This window comes from Aminobacter sp. AP02 (assembly GCF_003148805.1).
In the GTDB taxonomy this organism is placed as follows: Bacteria; Pseudomonadota; Alphaproteobacteria; order Rhizobiales; family Rhizobiaceae; genus Aminobacter.
Genome location: NZ_QGGX01000006.1, coordinates 234842 through 253048 on the forward strand (window position 1 = coordinate 234842; position 18207 = coordinate 253048).

The 18207-nt window shown below is 62.0% G+C and carries 14 protein-coding genes and 1 tRNA gene; 8 read left to right on the plus strand and 7 right to left on the minus strand.

From position 1 onward, the window contains the following. Nucleotides 1–41: 41 nt before the first annotated feature. Nucleotides 42–4772: a glutamate synthase large subunit gene (gene gltB, locus C8K44_RS10075; protein WP_109575710.1), complete on the minus strand. Its 4731-nt coding sequence runs from the start codon at nucleotides 4770–4772 to the stop codon at nucleotides 42–44. A gap of 506 nt (nucleotides 4773–5278) precedes the next feature. Here gltB and C8K44_RS10080 point away from each other — a divergent pair. Beyond that, complete coding sequence (locus C8K44_RS10080) at nucleotides 5279–6328, plus strand: low specificity L-threonine aldolase (RefSeq protein WP_109575640.1); 1050 nt, start codon at nucleotides 5279–5281, stop codon at nucleotides 6326–6328. Nucleotides 6329–6401: 73 nt separating this feature from the next. Here C8K44_RS10080 and C8K44_RS10085 read toward each other — a convergent pair whose 3' ends face one another. Beyond that, entirely contained in the window at nucleotides 6402–6872 is a 471-nt protein-coding gene (locus tag C8K44_RS10085) for an Hsp20 family protein (RefSeq protein WP_109575641.1), read from the minus strand. A 456-nt stretch (nucleotides 6873–7328) separates the two neighbouring features. On the opposite strand from C8K44_RS10085, the gene C8K44_RS10090 reads away from it, so the two are divergent. Further along, complete coding sequence (locus C8K44_RS10090; protein WP_109575642.1) at nucleotides 7329–8288, plus strand: alpha/beta hydrolase; 960 nt, start codon at nucleotides 7329–7331, stop codon at nucleotides 8286–8288. Nucleotides 8289–8292: 4 nt separating this feature from the next. On the opposite strand, the gene hisN is transcribed toward C8K44_RS10090, so the two are convergent. Together hisN and C8K44_RS10100 are read right to left on the minus strand one after the other, a co-directional pair. Then, on the minus strand, nucleotides 8293–9066 hold the full coding sequence (hisN, locus tag C8K44_RS10095) for a histidinol-phosphatase (RefSeq protein ID WP_109575643.1): 774 nt from the start codon (nucleotides 9064–9066) through the stop codon (nucleotides 8293–8295). A 224-nt stretch (nucleotides 9067–9290) separates the two neighbouring features. Further along, a complete protein-coding gene (locus C8K44_RS10100; protein ID WP_109575644.1) occupies nucleotides 9291–10232 on the minus strand; it encodes an N-formylglutamate amidohydrolase in 942 nt (313 codons plus the stop codon). 178 nt (nucleotides 10233–10410) lie between these two features. Here C8K44_RS10100 and C8K44_RS10105 point away from each other — a divergent pair, with 178 nt between their 5' ends. From C8K44_RS10105 to C8K44_RS10125, 6 genes are all read left to right on the plus strand, one after another. Beyond that, nucleotides 10411–10773: a response regulator gene (locus C8K44_RS10105; protein WP_018429348.1), complete on the plus strand. Its 363-nt coding sequence runs from the start codon at nucleotides 10411–10413 to the stop codon at nucleotides 10771–10773. 126 nt (nucleotides 10774–10899) lie between these two features. Next, nucleotides 10900–10974 (plus strand) — tRNA-Val (locus C8K44_RS10110). A gap of 190 nt (nucleotides 10975–11164) precedes the next feature. Continuing rightward, nucleotides 11165–11578, plus strand: coding sequence for a hypothetical protein (locus tag C8K44_RS10115; RefSeq protein WP_109575645.1), 414 nt, complete (start codon nucleotides 11165–11167; stop codon nucleotides 11576–11578). Between the two features lie 102 nt (nucleotides 11579–11680). Beyond that, a complete protein-coding gene (locus C8K44_RS10120) occupies nucleotides 11681–11941 on the plus strand; it encodes a DUF202 domain-containing protein (RefSeq protein ID WP_245417437.1) in 261 nt (86 codons plus the stop codon). Further along, complete coding sequence (locus tag C8K44_RS28165) at nucleotides 11938–12072, plus strand: hypothetical protein (RefSeq protein ID WP_281062987.1); 135 nt, start codon at nucleotides 11938–11940, stop codon at nucleotides 12070–12072. Before C8K44_RS10120 ends, C8K44_RS28165 begins: the two co-directional genes overlap by 4 nt. Nucleotides 12073–12251: 179 nt before the next feature. Next, the gene (locus C8K44_RS10125; RefSeq protein ID WP_146203925.1) at nucleotides 12252–14237 is read left to right on the plus strand and encodes a diguanylate cyclase; all 1986 of its coding nucleotides are present in this window, start codon (nucleotides 12252–12254) and stop codon (nucleotides 14235–14237) included. Nucleotides 14238–14259: 22 nt separating this feature from the next. Here C8K44_RS10125 and C8K44_RS10130 read toward each other — a convergent pair whose 3' ends face one another. From C8K44_RS10130 to C8K44_RS10140, 3 genes are read right to left on the minus strand one after another with little or no spacing between them, the layout of a single operon-like run. Continuing rightward, nucleotides 14260–15915 carry a GMC family oxidoreductase N-terminal domain-containing protein gene (locus C8K44_RS10130; RefSeq protein WP_109575647.1) on the minus strand — a complete coding sequence of 552 codons (1656 nt, stop codon included), beginning with the start codon at nucleotides 15913–15915 and terminating at the stop codon, nucleotides 14260–14262. Nucleotides 15916–15925: 10 nt separating this feature from the next. Beyond that, nucleotides 15926–16702, minus strand: coding sequence for a 3-ketoacyl-ACP reductase (locus C8K44_RS10135; protein WP_109575648.1), 777 nt, complete (start codon nucleotides 16700–16702; stop codon nucleotides 15926–15928). Further along, a complete protein-coding gene (locus tag C8K44_RS10140) occupies nucleotides 16699–18207 on the minus strand; it encodes a GMC family oxidoreductase (RefSeq protein ID WP_109575649.1) in 1509 nt (502 codons plus the stop codon). Before C8K44_RS10140 ends, C8K44_RS10135 begins: the two co-directional genes overlap by 4 nt.

The window sequence follows — 18207 nt, forward strand, 5'->3', positions numbered from 1 at the left end:
CTGCGTCCAGTTGGGCGCAGCGCCGGCAGGTAACGTCGCGGCTACTCCGCCGCGACTCCCATCCTCATGCGCTCCATCTCGATCAGCGCGCGGCGGTACTCCACCGGCATGACCTTGCGGAATTTCGGACGATAGCTCGCCCAGTCGTCGAGTATCTGTTTGGCGCGTGTCGAACCGGTGTAGTGCATGTGGTTCGAGATCAGCTGCACCAGGCGTTCCTCATCGTGGCGGGTCATGTCGCCCGAAACGTCGACGCGGCCCATATGGGCGATGTCGCCGCCGTGATGGTGCAGCTTCTCGAGCATGTCGTCCTCTTCGGGGACCGGCTCGAGTTCGACCATGGCCATATTGCAGCGTTCAGCGAAATCGCCATCCTCGTCGAGCACATAGGCCACGCCGCCGGACATGCCGGCCGCGAAGTTACGGCCGGTCTTGCCGATGACGACGACAACACCACCGGTCATGTATTCGCAGCCATGGTCGCCCACGCCTTCAACGACAGTGACGGCGCCCGAGTTGCGCACCGCGAAACGCTCGCCCGCCACACCGCGGAAGTAGCACTCGCCCTCGGTCGCACCGTAGAGCACGGTGTTGCCGACGATGATCGACTCCTCGGCACGGATCTTGGACTCCTCGGGCGGACGGATGACGATACGGCCACCCGAAAGGCCCTTGCCGACATAGTCGTTACCGTCGCCGACAAGCTCGAAGGAGATACCCCGTGCCAGGAACGCGCCGAAGGACTGCCCGGCGGTGCCTGTCAGTCTGACCGAGATCGTGTCCTCGCGAAGGCCCTTGTGCTTGAAGCGCTTGGCAACCTCACCCGACAGCATCGCGCCGGTCGAGCGGTCGACATTGCGGATCGTGGTCTCGATCTTCACCGGCTGGCGAGCCTCCAAGGCAGTCTTTGCCTCGGCGATCAGCTTGCGGTCGAGCACGTCGTCGATCGGATGCTTCTGGCGCTCGGTCCAGTGTACCGATTCGCGGGGCGCATCCGGTTTGAAGAACACCTTCGAGAAGTCGAGCCCGCGTGCCTTCCAGTGGTTGATGAGCTCGCGCTTTTCCAGCAGGTCAGCGTCGCCGATGATCTGGTCGAGATGGGTGTAGCCCATCGCGGCAAGCAGCTCGCGAACCTCTTCGGCCACGTAGAAGAAGTAGTTGATGACGTGCTCGGGCGTGCCCTTGAAGCGCTTGCGCAGCACCGGGTCCTGGGTGGCGACGCCAACCGGGCAGGTGTTGAGATGGCACTTGCGCATCATGATGCAGCCCGCCGCAATCAGCGGCGCGGTCGAGAAGCCGAACTCGTCGGCGCCCAGCAGCGCACCGATGATGACGTCTCGGCCCGTGCGCAGGCCACCGTCGACTTGCAGCGCGACGCGGCTGCGCAGGCCGTTCAGCACCAGCGTCTGGTGCGTCTCGGCCAGGCCCATTTCCCACGGGCTGCCGGCATGCTTGAGCGAGGTGAGCGGCGATGCGCCCGTGCCGCCGTCATAACCCGAGATCGTGATGTGGTCGGCACGTGCCTTGGCAACACCGGCAGCGACCGTGCCGACACCCACTTCCGAGACCAGCTTGACCGACACGTCGGCCGCAGGATTGACGTTCTTCAGATCGTAGATCAGCTGCGCCAGATCTTCGATCGAATAGATGTCATGGTGCGGCGGCGGCGAAATCAGGCCCACCCCTTGCGTCGAATGACGGGTCTTGGCGATCGTCGCGTCGACCTTGTGGCCGGGCAACTGGCCGCCTTCGCCGGGCTTGGCGCCCTGGGCAACCTTGATCTGCATCATGTCGGAGTTGACGAGATACTCCGTCGTCACGCCGAAGCGGCCGGAAGCCACCTGCTTGATGGCCGAACGCTCGGGGTTCACCGAACCGTCGGGCAGAGGCAGGTAACGGTCGGGTTCCTCGCCGCCTTCGCCGGTGTTCGACTTGCCACCGATCCGGTTCATGGCAACAGCGAGCGTGGTGTGCGCTTCGCGGCTGATCGAGCCGAAGGACATCGCACCCGTCGAGAAGCGCTTGACGATCTCGGCGGCCGGCATCACCTCGTCGACGGCGACGGGCTTGCGGCCAGTCTCTTCAGCCAACTTGATGTGGAACAGGCCGCGTATTGCCTGGGCACGCGCGGTTTCGCTGTCGATCTGGGCGGAGAACTCCTTGAAGGTCGACCACGAGCCCGTGCGAACCGCGTGCTGGAGCGAGGCGACCGCATCGGGAGACCACATGTGGGCTTCGCCGCGCATGCGGTACATGTATTCGCCACCTACTTCGAGCGCATTGCGCAGCACCGGATCAGGACCGAAGGCCGACTCGTGCCGGCTGACGGTCTCGGCAGCGATTTCCTCCAGGCCGACGCCTTCGATGTTGGTCGCGGTGCCGGTAAAGTACTTGTCCACGAAGTCGCTCTTCAGGCCGATCGCGTCGAAGATCTGCGCGCCGCAATAGGACTGGTAGGTCGAGATGCCCATCTTGGACATCACCTTGAGGATGCCCTTGCCGATCGACTTGATGTAGCGGCCGACGATTTCGGAAGCGTCGACCTCCGGCGGGAACTCGCCGCGCTTGTGCATGTCGATCAGCGTATCGAAGGCGAGATACGGATTGATCGCCTCGGCACCGTAGCCGGCGAGACAGCAGAAGTGGTGTACTTCGCGCGGCTCGCCCGACTCAACCACGAGGCCGACGGACGTGCGCAGGCCCTTGCGGATCAGGTGGTGATGCACCGCGGCCGTCGCCAGAAGCGTCGGGATGTCGATGCGGTCCGGTCCGATCTGGCGATCTGACAGGATGATGATGTTGTAGCCGCCGGCAACCGCAGCTTCCGCGCGATCGCACAGCCGCTCGATGGCCGCCGGCATGCCGGCGGCACCTTCGGCCGCGGAATAGGTGATGTCGATCGTCTTGGTGTCGAACCGGTCCTCGGTATGGCCGATGGAGCGGATCTTCTCAAGATCGCCATTGGTCAGGATCGGCTGGCGCACTTCAAGACGCTTGCGCCGTGACGAGCCGACAAGGTCGAAGATGTTGGGCCGCGGCCCGATGAAGGACACCAGGCTCATCACCAGCTCCTCGCGGATCGGATCGATCGGCGGGTTGGTGACCTGGGCGAAGTTCTGCTTGAAGTAGGTGTAGAGCAGCTTTGCCTTGTCGGACATGGCCGAGATCGGTGTGTCGGTACCCATCGAGCCGACAGCTTCCTGGCCCGTCGTTGCCATCGGCGACATCAGAAGCTTGGTGTCTTCCTGGGTGTAGCCAAAGGCCTGCTGGCGATCGAGCAGCGACACATCCTTGCGCAGCTCGCGCGGTTCGACCGGCTTGAGCTCTTCAAGGATCAGCTGGGTGTTGGCAAGCCACTGCTTGTAGGGGTGCTTCGTTGCGATCTCGGACTTGATCTCCTCGTCCGAAATGATGCGGCCCTTGACCAGGTCGATCAGCAGCATCTTGCCGGGCTGCAGGCGCCACTTCTTGACGATGCTCTTCTCATCGACCGGCAGCACGCCGGCCTCGGAGGCCAGGATCACGCGGTCGTCGTCGGTAACGATGTAGCGCGCCGGGCGCAGGCCGTTGCGGTCGAGGGTTGCGCCGATCTGGCGACCGTCGGTGAAGGCGACCGCTGCCGGGCCGTCCCACGGCTCCATCAGAGCCGCATGGTATTCGTAGAAGGCCTTGCGGTCGGCGCCCATCGACTTGTTGCCGGCCCAGGCTTCCGGGATCAGCATCATCATCGCATGCGCCAGGGAGTAACCGCCCTGGAACAGGAACTCGAGCGCGTTGTCGAAGCAGGCGGTATCCGACTGGCCTTCGTACGAAATGGGCCACAGCTTGGAGATGTTGTTGCCGAACAGTTCACTGTCGACCGACGCCTGGCGCGCAGCCATCCAGTTGTTGTTGCCGCGCACGGTGTTGATCTCGCCATTGTGCGCGACCATGCGATAGGGGTGAGCCAGCTTCCAAGATGGGAAGGTGTTGGTCGAAAAACGCTGATGGACGAGGATCAGCGCCGTCTCGAAGCGCGGATCGGTGAGGTCCTTGTAATAGGCACCGACCTGATTGGCCAGGAACATGCCCTTGTAGACGATGGTGCGTGCCGACAGAGACACGCAGTAGGCGCCGATATCCCTGTTGTTGTTTTCGGCATAGATGCGGCCGGAAATGACCTTGCGCAGGAGATAGAGGCGCGCCTCATATTCCTCGTCATCTGGGATTTCAGGGGTGCGCCCGATGAACACCTGGCGGTGATAAGGCTCGGCGGCGGCGATTTCGGGCGCCTTCGACAGCGACGCATTGTCGACGGGAACATCGCGGAAACCGATCAGCGGCAGCCCTTCCGACTGCGCCGACTCGCGGATGATGTCGTCGATGTGGTCACGAAGCACGGGATCTCTAGGCATGAACCAGTGGCCGACGCCGTACTGCCCAACCGGGGGAAGCTCGATGTCCTGCTTGGCCATTTCCTCGCGGAAAACCGCATCGGGGATCTGGACCAGCACGCCTGCGCCGTCGCCAACCAGCGGGTCGGCACCAACCGCGCCGCGATGGGTCAGGTTTTCGAGCATGAACAGACCGTCCTTGACGATCTGGTGCGACTTGATGCCCTTCATCTGGGCGATGAAGCCGACGCCGCAGCCATCGTGCTCGTTGCGTGGGTCGTAGAGGCCATGCGCTGCATAGCCGGTGGGGGTTCGGAGATGATCGGTTTTTTTGTTGGCCGCTTTCGTCTGCGCGGCCGGCACAAAACCCGTCGTCACAGATGGCGTCAACTCCGTCATCGTCTCGTTCTCCATTATGGCCCAGTCGGGCAATCCACGTTGGGACGGCAGGGGTTGCCCGTCCCTGTTATGCCGATATTGCTATCGATATGCTCTGCGGCTCGGTGCCGGCGACCGGCACTTGACCGCGGGTCGGGGGAACAGGACGGAAGGCATTCCGCCTCAAGCTCCACCCACGCTCGCAGCGGAAGCCGGACGGGGCGTGATCATACGCCAAATCCGGTTCGCTTTGGGCAGATAAATAAGACAGCACTGCTGTCCTAAATTTTGTATGACAGAATTCTTGAATACGCACAAGACCGATTCACGAATTTTCCGCCACTTCAAAGACACAAAATTACGCGGAACTCGCGATCGGCGTAATTTTTGAACAACCGGTCAAATGTGGATCCAACCCTGCCTCAATCGATTTCCAGCTCGCGCACTTGCCGAAGATTGCCAAATCCGCTCTAGCTCGGCCCCATTCTGCCACACAGCCCCCGACAGCCATGTTACGGACGCACAAAATGATCTTCGCATCAGACAATTGGGCCGGCGCTCATCCCAAGGTCGCCGAACGGCTTAGCGCCAGTGCCGCCGGCTATAGCCGCGCCTATGGCGACGGCGATCTCGATCGGGCTGTGTACAAGCGCTTCTCCGAAATCTTCGAGCGCGAAGTGGCGGTATTCTTCGTGGCGACCGGCACGGCCGCCAATTCGCTGTCGCTCGCCGCCTACGGCAAACCGGGGGGCATTTCCTTCGCGCACCGCGAGGCGCACGTCCTTGAGGATGAATGCGGCGCGCCGGAATACTTTTCCCACGGTTCGCGGCTTTCCCCGGTTGATGGCCCCCTCGGGCGCATGGACATCGGCAATCTCGAGCGCGCCGTCGGCCGCTTCGCCAGCGAGAACGTGCACGGTGGACGCGCTTCAGCGATCTCCGTTACCCAGTCCACGGAGGTCGGGACCGTCTATGGCCTCGACGACATCGCGGCAATTTCAGCGATTGCCCGCCGCCACGGCCTGCCGCTGCACATGGACGGTGCCCGATTTGCCAATGCGCTGGTCTCGCTCGACACCACGCCCGCCGAAATGACCTGGAAACGCGGCGTCGACATCATCTCGTTCGGGGGCACCAAGAACGGTTGCTGGTGCGCCGAGGCAATCATCATGTTCGACCTCGACCGCGCCAGGGAAATGGCTTTCCTGCGCAAGCGTTCGGCCCAACTGTTCTCCAAGTCGCGCTTCATCTCGGCCCAGTTCGACGCCTATTTCGATGGCGGCCTGTGGCTGGAGACGGCCCGCCACGCCAACGCGATGTCGGCAAGGCTCGCCGCGGCCATCGCAACTTCGCCAGCCGCACGCGTCGCCTGGCAGCCGCAGGCCAATGAGGTCTTTGCAGTGATCAGGACCGAAGTGGCGAAAAAGGTGCAAGACGCGGGCGCCGCCTTCTACGACTGGCACGCGCCGGCAGGCTTCGACGGCGAGATCGGCGAGGACGAAGCGCTCTACCGCTTCGTCACCAGTTTCGCCACGACAGAGGACGAGATCGATCGCTTCGGCAACCTGTTGCGCTGAGCGTCTACCGACCAAACATGAAAAAGGCGGCGCTCGAAAGCGCCGCCTTTTCTCCTTGGGAGGAGCGGTCTGTTTAGTTCACGGTGTTGGCTTCGATCTGCTTGGCTTTCGCCGGAGCAGCCGCAATCTCGATCTTGCGAGGCTTGTGCTCTTCCGGGATGTTGCGCTTGAGATCGATGTGAAGCAGGCCGTTCTTGAGGGTCGCACCTACGACTTCGACATGGTCGGCAAGCTGGAAGCGACGCTCGAAAGCACGCGAGGCGATGCCGCGATACAGCAGCTCCGAACCTTCGCCGGTGGCTTCATTGCTGCGATCGCCCTTTACCGTCAGCACATTACGATGGGCTTCGATCGAAATCTCGGTTTCCGAGAAGCCGGCAACCGCCATGCTGATGCGATAGGCATCTTCACCGGTGCGCTCAATGTTGTAGGGCGGATAGGTCGTCTGGCCGCCTTCGGGCTGACCAAGGCCGTCGAGCATATTGAACAGCCTGTCAAAGCCGACGGTCGAGCGGTGGAGCGAGGAAAAATCAACGTGACGCATGGGTGTTCTCCAGTGAGCAACAAGGTTTGCGTGTGACCTGTGCCGAAACCCTTCATGGCGTCCCGGCGGTGATCAGCGGCCCCGATATTGGGCGCCGCAGAAGACATTTGGGTGCCGTCCAAAGGCATTTCAAGAGACGCCAGAAACTGCTTTCTCGCCCTCTCCCCGATGAACCGAAGATGAACCGCTCCTTCGGTATCCGTTCAGGTCGCCTCGCCTAAAGTGCATCCAAGTTGACGAACAGGCAGCGCAAGGTTGCGCAGCCGACGAGGCCGAACCGGGTTGTAACGTCCCTTCCTCCCGGAACGACAGAGGCCGGAGGCATCCCGCAAGCTGCCTCCGGCCTCATTCGTTTCGGCTTGCTGAAGGAATTCCTTTGATTTTCGCCGCTGCCCTTTCTATCACCCTTGGCAATAGACTGATCCCACGGCAGCGAGTTCCAAGCCGAAGCGCCTGATGACGGACCTGTTCCACGAAATCCCCGGCAATCCGGTTCCGGAGAGGGCCACGGGCGGCTACTTCACCGCGCATGACGGCAAGCGCCTGCGCTATGCGTTGTTTCCGGCAACTAACCGGCCCTTCAAGGGCACGGTGATCCTGCTGCCGGGACGCAACGAGTGCATCGAGAAGTATTTCGAGACCATTCGGGACCTCGCGGTGCGCGGTCATGCCGTCGCCATTTTCGACTGGCGTGGCCAGGGTGCTTCCGAAAGGCTTCTGCGCGACGGCCATCGCGGATACGTCAAAAGCTTTGACCACTACGTCAAGGATCTCGAAGCCTTCTTCAAGCAGATCGTCTTGCCTGACTGTCGTGGCCCATTCTTCATCCTCGCCCACTCGAGCGGCGCCTTGATCGCCATGCTCGCCGCTCCCTTGATGGCCAATCGCGTCCAGCGCATGGTGCTTGTGGCGCCGTTCCTCTCGGTCATCGGCGCGCCGCTGTCGATGAAGTCGATCAAGCGCATCACTACCTTGCTCTGCTGGCTCGGCCTCGGCAGGCTTTACGTAGCCTGGGGGCCGCGGCCGCGAGCAGGTACGCCTTTCGAAATCAACAAGTTGACCAGCGATGAGCGCCGCTATCGTCGCAACACACTGCTTTACGAAACCTATCCGGAACTGTCTGTCGGCGGCCCGACGGTCGCTTGGCTGCGGGCCGCGGCCAAGGCATCGGAAACCGTGCGCGACCAGGCCTTCATGGCCTCGCTAAGGGTACCGATGCTGATCGTTACCGCAGGTGCCGATGAAGTCGTGTCGACCCGGGACGTCGAGCAATTTGCGTACCAGTGCCGAGCAGCCTCGCTGCTGACTGTCGACGGCTCCCGCCACGAGATCCTTCAGGAAGTCGACATCTACCGCGAGCCGCTGCTCGCGGCCTTTTCAGCCTTCGTGCCAGGAACTCCCGAAGCGGTAGAGTAGCACCCTACCCCGCGAGAACTCTCAGCGCCGCCGCATGCAGTTCTGGCGTTGCCGCGGCGATGATGTCGCCGCCATTCTCGGCCGGAGCGCCATCGAAGGTGGTGACGATACCGCCGGCCTGCTCGATGATGGGAATCAGCGCGACGATGTCATAGGGCTTGAGGCCCGGATCGACGACGATATCGACCTGGCCCGCGGCAACCATGGCGAAAGCGTAGCAGTCGGTGCCGTAGCGCGCGAGTTGCACCTTGCCTTCCAGATCATCGTAACGCATGCGCATCTCGCCTTTGAACAGTGCTGGCGTGGTGGTGAACATCGTTGCTTCGGAAAGTTTGGTCGTCTTGCGCACGGCAAGCTTGCGCGGCCCGCCCGGCCCCTCATAGTGCGAGCCCTTGCCGTCGGCGAAGAACAACTCACCAGTAAAGGGTTGTGACATCACCCCGGCCACCGCATCGCCGTCAACAGTGAGGCCAACCAGCGTGCCCCACACCGGTAAGCCGGAAATGAAGGCGCGAGTGCCGTCGATCGGATCGATGACCCAGACATGGCTGTTGGAGATGTTTTCGTTGCCATGCTCTTCGCCGAGGATGCCGTGATCGGGAAATTCGGCATTGATCAGCGCACGAATGGCGCGCTCGGCCTCCTGGTCGGCTTCAGTGACCGGGTCGAATCCACCAGCGAGCTTGTTTGCCACTGCGCCTTGCCGGCGGAAACGCGGCAACGTCTCGGCCGCTGCGGCACTTGCGATTCGTCGCATGAATTCGGCGTCGATCATCATTCACCCCATGTCTGACTGTGGCCTGGATGACACGCAGCCACGCCTATAGGCAATAACTACATCACCATGATTTAAAAAGACCCAAGGCGCCTTGACTTTTGTGCAGCGCACAATAATCTCGACTTCGGACAGGTTCTCCTGTCCATGCCCTCCTTGGGCGTTTCCTCCCTAGACTTCGACCGCTCTCCGGAGCGGTCTTTTTTTAGCCGTTTGCTAGCCTCTGACTATTCCGCCGCCAGCGGCAGGTCGAGGAAATAATGGTCCGGAGCCGCCATGAGATCGGCGGAAAACCGGGCCAGATCGTCCGCCAGCGCATAAAAGCCCGCCGATTTCTTGAACGTGCGCTCGTCCATGTAGAGCCCGCGATTGATTTCGATCTGCAGCGCGTGAAGCCTGCGCGCCGGCCGGCCATAATGCTCGGTGATGAAACCGCCGGCATAAGGTTTATTGTGCGCCACGGTATAACCCATTGCCGCAAGCAGCCCGATCGCCCGCTCGGACAGAGCAGATGCAGCAGAAGTGCCGAAACGATCGCCAACGATGAAATCGGGCCTCACCCCACTGTCGCCGATGCGGATCGAAGCCGGCATCGAATGGCAATCGACAAGCACCGCGTAGCCGAAACGCGCATGCGTGCGCGTGACAAGCCGCTTGAGCGCCTCGTGGTAGGGCTTGTAGACGCATTCGATGCGCCCGACGGCCTCTGCCAACGGCAGCCGGCTGGCGTAGATGTCGAGCCCCTCGCCCACCAGCTTCGGCACGGTGCCGAGCCCGCCGGCAACGCGCGCCGAACGGATGTTGGCGAAAGGCGGAACCGGTTCGGCGAACATCCTGGGATCGAGTTCCCACGGCTCGCGGTTCACATCGAGATAGGCGCGTGGAAAATGCGCCGCCAGCATCGGCGCGCCAAGAGCAACCGCGGCACCGAACAGTTCATCGACATAACAATCTTCGGAGCGCCTGATCGAGGTGGCGTCGAGCCGGGTCATGGCCAGGAACCGGTCGGGATAGCAGCGCCCGCTATGGGGCGAATTGAACACGAACGGCACACGCTGCTCGGCGCTCGTCCGGACTTCGAACGGCGGCAGTACCGAGAAATCTTCGGCTGGCGTCATCTTTGCTGATGGACCTGCGAAATGCACTTGCTCATCGCTCGAAAGTGCCACCTGCCGCCGCCTGTGTCCAGCATTTCGAACTGTGGAAAATCCGCTCTTACCGTGGCTTTGCCTCACTCTGCTGACACGGCATTCACTTGATGTTTACCGTCCCGGACTCATATAGAAGATGGTTAACGAAGCCCCTGCTGGGGGGCGGCTTCGACCGCTGATTCGGACGGGATTACTGATGGCACGCATTCTTCTGGCAGAAGACGACGACGATATGCGCCGCTTCCTGGTCAAGGCGCTTGAGCGCGCCGGATACCAGGTGAGCGACTTCGACAATGGCGCGAGCGCTTACGAGCGGCTGCGCGAAGAACCTTTCTCACTGCTTTTGACCGACATCGTGATGCCGGAAATGGACGGCATCGAATTGGCGCGCCGCGCCACCGAGATCGACCCCGATCTCAAGGTGATGTTCATCACAGGCTTTGCCGCAGTGGCGCTCAATCCTGATTCGAAGGCGCCGCGCGACGCAAAAGTGCTGTCGAAGCCCTTCCATCTGCGCGATCTCGTCAACGAGGTCGAAAAGATGCTGCACGCCGCATAGGCGCTTCCCTAACGTCGCCAAGGGAATCGACGGCGCCGCCAAGGGAATTGATGATCCGGCGCATTTTTCCGCCAAACACGCTATTGACGCGCCGGATCAAAAATGGTGTATCCGCCCCCATCGGATGGGCGTGTAGCTCAGCGGGAGAGCACTGCATTGACATTGCAGGGGTCACAGGTTCAATCCCTGTCACGCCCACCATCCGAACTCCCCACCATTGATGACCTGATTGGCAGTCCGCAGCTCGCGTACCTGATGGCAATGCGGGTTCGTTGGCCCGAGTTGAGGCTTCGTTGGGCGCGCCGCTGCGTTCGCTCGATAGCGCAGCCGCCACTAGCATTCCCCTACGACAGGCTCTAGCATTCCTCGACCAACACGAGGTTGAGGGCGCATGATGTCGAAAAACGGAGTTGCTTACGCACTGGTTGCGGTGGGAATGATCTTTGCGACCGGCGTGCAGGCCGCGTCAATGGACGCGTTGCAGGGCGCCTGGACGACAGGCGGCACTGATTGCGCCGACACTTTCCACAAGGTGGATGGCAAGATCGATTTCAAGGACAAGACGTCCAGCTTGACCACGGGCATTCTCATCAGCGGCGACAAGATCGCCGGCTCGAACATGTCTTGCACCGCTGGTAAGATAAGCGAGCAAAAGGACCACTTGTCGGTGCTTCTGAACTGCGCGGATTCCATCATGTTCCAAAGCATGTCCATGTCGTTCAGGGTGATAGACAAGGATACCTTTGAACGCATGGACCCGAGTTTCCCCGAGATAGCGATGAGGTACCATCGCTGCCAGCTTTGAATGTGCTAGCCCTGAAACTTGATCCGGAGAAACGTCACGCCGACGGAGACAAAGCTCGCGTCTGACAAGTTTTCAGACGAACTCGCCGCCCGTCGAACCGGCATGGCGTTCCAGCGCACGCGCTTGAGCGCCGACCGCACCTTGATGTCGGTCATCCGCACCTCGCTGGCATTGATCAGCTTCGGCTTCACCATCTACCAGGTGTTCGAGAAATTGCGCGAACACGCCCTGATGACAGGCACGGCACCGGCGCGCAACTTTGGCATTGCCCTTGTCGCGCTGGGTATCGTCATGCTGGTTGTTGGCATTGTGTCTATCACCTTCAGTTCATGCTCGGCCTGCGACAGGAGCGCGAAGCAATGAGAGCCGCCGGGCTCGTCCACGCCCAGAGCAGTTTTCCTCCCTCGTTCACGCTCATCACTGCGGTGATCCTGCTTGTGATCGGCATTGCCGCCATCGCCAGCATGGTCTTCCAGGTCGGTCCGCTCGGATAGAGCTGCGAGTTTGGCGACCTCAGCGGCGCCCCTGCTCGCAGCCTTGCAAATTTCCACTGCATGAACTCGGCTGTCCCCGCCACAACCGCCCCAACGTTGACCATTTGGAAGGCTTTTGGGTGCATTAGCAGCCCCTGGTATCGGCCTACGCTAGGTTGCATCCGCGGAGTGTGTGCAAATTGGTCACGGAAGCGAAACTGGGCGTGCAGCGAGGCTTGAACAGCTATCTCCTGGCGCTGGCGCTCGTCTGCCTTCTTCCGGTAATTGCGGTCTCCGCCTTTGCCGTTTGGCACACGGGATACGCCTACATGGACACGGCGACCACCAGGCTGAACGACACCGCCAGCACGCTCGCCAACGCCATCGAGGGTGAACTGCAGGGGCGCTTCTCCACCATGGAAGTGCTCGCCTCGTCCTTCGGACAGTCTCATGGAAACCCGATTCCTCTGTCCGAGACAGGATTTGGCAAGATCGGCCTCGACGGCGAGATCGCACTCGTCGACACGCAGAGCATGCATCTTTTGCGTTCGCGCACACCGGTCGCGGCAGGCACCGCCTTGACGGCATTGCAGAACCAATCGCCGCTGGTCTCGAACATCGTGATCCGGGACAACCGGCCCATTCTGTCCCTGGCTTTGCCGATACCGGGACGTGAGGCCGCGTTCGTCCTCACGACGTCACCTTCGTCGCTGGTACAGACCTTGCTGCGCGGCAAACGCTCGCTGAGCGGCATTCTGGTCGCCGTGACCGACGGCAACGGCCGAATCGTTGCGCGCTCGCGCGATCCGGAACGTTTTGTTGGCCAAATGGCGCCCGATTGGTCGAAACTTCAGGCTCTGGGAACCACTTCCGGACTTTTCGAGGCAAGAACGGTGGAAGGTTTGCCCGTCATGCTTTCATACCAGAAATTGCAGGGCACGCCGGGCTGGGTCGTCGTTGTCGGCGAGCCAACAAGCGTTTTCAATGCACGCTGGCGCGATCCCATCATGGGGCTTTTGGTGGGTGCTACGGTGGCGATCGGCCTGGCGCTGTCCCTCGCCCTATGGCTGGGCCGCCGGATCCTCCATCCGGTAAAGGCGCTGGTCGCCCACAGCAACGCGATCGCTGATGGAAAACGGTCGGACACTGCTTCGGTACCGCCATCGTCGATACGCGAATTCGAAATGCTGCGACAGAGCTTTGAAAAAGCCGAAAAGGCATTGCGAAACGAAAAACGGCGCTACCGGGTCATTGCCGAGGCAGGCGCCATCGTGCTTTGGCGCCGCTCCCTCGCCGACGGGGTCGGTTCGGCCACCGGCTGGGAACAACTGACCGGCAGGCCAGCAGGCGAGGTTGCGGGATACGATTGGGCCGAAGGCATACATCCCGAAGACAGGGCGCTGACGACCGCCGCCTGGCGCAGGGCCCTGGCTGACAATACGCCGTTGGACGTCGAATTCCGCCTGAAAGTCAGGGGCGACTACTGGCTCTGGGTCCGTTCACAAGGCACACCGATGGCCGACGACGACGGCAACATCGTGGAATGGGTCGGGGTACTCGAAGACATCGATGCTCGGAAAAACGACCAGGCCCGCATCGCTCATATGGCGCACCATGATGCGCTGACCGGTCTGGGAAACCGAACCATGTTCCGGCAGCGCCTTGAACTGGCCGCGAGTGAGGCCGCACATGGAGCGCAAGGTGCCTTGCTTTGCCTTGACCTCGATCGGTTCAAGCAGGTGAACGACACGCTAGGCCACCCCGTAGGCGACGCCCTCCTTTGTGAGGTTGCCGCCAGATTGCGCAGTTGCGCCAGCGGCACGGATTGCATCGCGCGCGTCGGTGGCGACGAGTTCTCAATCATACAGACCAATGCCGATCAGCCCGAGGCCGCCGCTTCCCTTGGCAGCAGGCTGGTGGAGATATTGTGCGAGCCGTACCACATTGACGGGCGAAGCATCATCATCGGCGCAAGCGTCGGCATCACCTTGCTGGGCGGGGAGAGCCAGGACATCCGAACCTATTTGAAACGTGCGGACCAGGCGCTTTATAAGGCGAAGGAATTGGGGCGCGGTCGCATCGCCTTCTACGAGCAGGACGTGCTGTTGGCGGACATGGCCCGTTTGGTCGAACGCAACAAGGAGGCCGACGGATCGGCACTTGGTGCCGCCCGCATGTCCAGATAGCCAGCCCGGCGACGCAGTTCGCCTAACTCACGTCGGCCCGCGCCCGTGGCCGAGCGTCGTTGCGCTCATGGGTAAAGATGACGGGCGCCAGCGGCTCACGGTTGCGGATGATGTCCGCCCCCTTCTCGCCGACCATGATCGTCGGACCGTTTGTGTTGCACGAAGGGACACGCGGCATGATGGAGCTGTCGCAGACCCGTAGGCCGTCGAGACCGTGTACCTTCAGGTCGAGCCCCACCACCGCCATGTCGTCGGTGCCCATCCGGCAGGTGCCGACCGGGTGATGGTCGGTCTTGGCGTTGGCGCAGCCATATTCGAACAGGTCCTCATCGCTGACCGTGCCCGGCCCCGGTAGCCGCTCGGCCAGCACGAACGGCTTGAGCGCTGCCTGTTGCATGATTTCGCGCGCGACCTTCAGCCCTTCGATCGACATCTTGCGATCATGCGGGTCGCTCCAGTAGTTCGGATCGATCAAGGGTGCCGCTGCCGGGTCGTTCGACGCAAGTCGCACAGTGCCGCGCGAGCGCGGGTGCAGATAGGCCGAATTCAGCGTCACCCCGGCGTTCTTGAGCCGTGCCACTCCGGCCTCGATGCCAGAGCCTAGCCCAAGATGGAACTGGATATCCGGCGAGCGAGCGTCTGGATCGGCATACCAGAAGCCACCTGTCTCAAAGAGGCTGGATGTCACCGGCCCGGTGCGGAACAACACATACTGCAGACCGGCCCACAGCGTGCGGTGCAGCTTGGCGACGTTGTCGTAGGTGTGATCGCCGGTGCATTCGGAAATCACGAACAGGTCGAGGTGGTCCTGCATGTTTTCGCCAACGCCCTTGAGGTCGTGGACGACAGGAACGCCGACACTCTTCAAATGGTCTGCCGGGCCGATACCTGACTGCAGCAATAGCTTGGGCGAGCCGATAGCGCCCGAGGTAACCAGCACCTCCCGCCCGGCGCGAATGATCTCGATGCCATTGCCATTGGCCACTTCGACACCGACGGCCCTCCCCTTCTCGACCACGATGCGCGCCACGCGCGCACCGGTGCGCGTAGTCAGGTTCGGTCGGCTCCTGATCGGATCGAGGTAGGCCATGGAGGCCGACGAGCGGCGCTTGTTGCGCTGGGTGAGTTGGTAGAAGCCCACGCCCGCCTGCTGCTTGCCGTTGAAGTCATGGTTGTAAGGAATGCCGAGTTCCTGGCCGGCGCGGATATAGGCATCACAAATCGGAAGCGCCGCGGACGGCATCGAGACACCGAGCGGTCCGCCATAAGAGTGGTAGTCGTCGGCGAAACGCTGGTTGTCTTCCGAGCGCTTGAAGTAGGGCAGAACCGAGCGGTAGTTCCAGCCGGTGCAGCCGTCTTCGCGCTCCCACAGGTCGTAGTCGGTCGCGTTGCCACGCGTATAGAGCTGCGCGTTGATGCTCGAGCCGCCGCCGATCACCTTCGCCTGGGTGTAGCGCAGAACCCGATTTTTCATGTGTTTCTGCGGCACGGTCTCCCAGCCCCAGCTCGCAACACCCTTGGTCATCTTGGCAAAGCCCGCCGGCATGTGGAACAGCGGGTTCCAGTCGCCACCGCCGGCTTCGAGCAAGAGCACACGAACGTCCGCATCCTCGCTCAGCCTGTTGGCAAGCACGCAGCCGGCGGGACCCGCACCAGTGATGATATAGTCGTAAGTCATCTCGAAACTCTCAAAGTCGCGCGACCGACAGCGCACCGTCGGCCTTGATGATGGAACCGGTGGCGAAACCGAAGGCGCCGCTGGCAAGGGCTGCCGCGATGCGTCCGATATCGTCGGGCTCGCCCCACCGTTTGACCGGCACCAGGCCCTCGGCGATCAGCCGGTCGTATTTCTCGGCCACTTTGGCGGTCATGTCGGAACGGATGATACCGGGACGGATTTCGAAGACATCGATGCCCGCATCTGCAAGCCTGAGCGCCAGCCCTTGCGTTAAGGCCGCAAGTCCAGCCTTGGACATGCAGTAGTCGAGCCTTTCGGGCGAGGTCATCTCGGCCGAGATCGAAGTTATGTTGATGATCGAGCGCGGCTCGGGCGTTGGCTTCATGGCCAGCATGGCGCGCAGCACCGCCTGGGTGAAGAACACTGTGCCGCGCAGGTTGACGGCCATGATGGCATCGAAGTTCTCAGGCGTCAGCTCAAGGAAGTCGCCGCGCACCTTGGACGCGATCCCGGCATTGTTGACCAGGCAGTCGATCCGACCGAACTGTCCGACGATCTTTTCGACCGTCGCTGCATGGCCTTCGATCTCGGCGAGGTCGGAGGCGACAAACAGCACCTTGGCACCATGCTTTTCCAGCCCGGAAACGGCTTCTGCTGCGGCCTTGTCGTCCTCGCGGTCGGTGATGGCGAGGTCGAAACCCGCTTCGGCGAGCCCCTTGGCAACGGCAAGACCTATGCCGCGACGGGCGCCGGTCACGAGGGCCACGGGTTTGGCGCTGGCGCTCATGCGACAAGATCCTTCGCAGCAATATGGTCGGCGACGCGCAGCGCTTGCGCAGCAATCGTCAGCGCCGGATTGACCGCCGCCGAGGTCGGCAGGAAGCCGGCATCGACAACGAACAGGTTCGGATGGTCGAAGGCACGGCACCAGATGTCGAGTGGAGCTTGGGTGGGATCGGTGCCCATACGCACAGTGCCGCATTGATGCGAAGGCGTGCGCTTGTCGAAGGCGCGAGAGACGACCACCGGAAAGCCCGCGTTGCGCAGCACCTGCTTGAGCTTGGCGACCAGCCGCTCATGCGTGTCCCAGTTGCTGCGCACCCACTGCAGCACGATGCGATCGCCGTCGACCATGACCCGACTTTCCGGGGACGGCAGGTCCTCGCTCATGGCGTAGAAGTCGATCGAATGCGCCGTCACACTGTTGAGCAGCCATTCCGGCACCGAAGGCATCGCACCCTTCAGGATCGTGCCGGAAATGCGCCCGAGCAATTGCACATTGCCGAGCGGCGGGCCGCCCTCGCCGTCCGAGAGATAGAAATCGTTGAAGCCGAAGGTCTTCTGGTAGATCGAGTCGTTGCGAAACCACGGGCTCAAGGCGATCACCGCCGTCGAGTTGTGGTTCATGAAATTGCGCCCGACCTGGTTGGAGCTGTTGGCGAGGCCGTTCGGATTTGCGTCATTGGCCGAGCGCAGCAGAAGCACGGCCGACTGCACGGCGCCCGCCGACAGGATGACAAGCTTTGGCTTGAGCACCCGGTTCTCGCCGTCTTGCGTGAAATGCACGGCAGCGATGTTGCGCCCGTCGGGCGCCGTCTCCAGCCGCGTCACCTTGGCACCGGTCTGCAGCTTGACGTTCTCATGCTTCAGCGCCGCCGCAAGGGCTGCCGTCTCGGCATCCATCTTGCCGTCGAAGCTGTTGGGATGCGCGTCCCACGGTGTCTTGCCCTTGGCGAGCCAGCGCTCGATATCGACACCAAGCGGCAACGAATAAGGATGCACGCCTTTCGCTTTCAGGCGCGCCCGCACCTTTGCAATCGCCGGTTCGTCGGCAACGGCACTCAGCTCATAGGGCCTTGAATGCACCGGCTCGGTCGGGTCTTCACCCGACGCGCCGCGCACCTGGTAAAGCTGCTCTGCCAGACAGTACCACGGCTCGAGCTCTTCATAGTCGATCGGCCATGCCGGCGACACGCCGTCGAGATGCTGCATTTCGGCAAAATCCTCGCGGCGGTAGCGCGTCAGAACCGCCCCGTAGAACTTCGAGTTGCCCCCCACATTGTAGTAGTTGCCGGGGTTGAAGCCGGTGCCGTCGGCCTCGTACCAGGTCTCGTCGGGGCGGAAATGGCCACGCTGGAAGATGGCACGTTGGTCGCGGTTCTCCGGGCGGTCCTCGATGTGACCACCTGTCTCCAGGATCAAAATCTCGGCGCCGGTCGCCGCGAGGCCGGCAGCGACCGTAGCCCCGCCGACGCCCGAACCGATGATGACGACGTCAGGCGATCCAGGCAT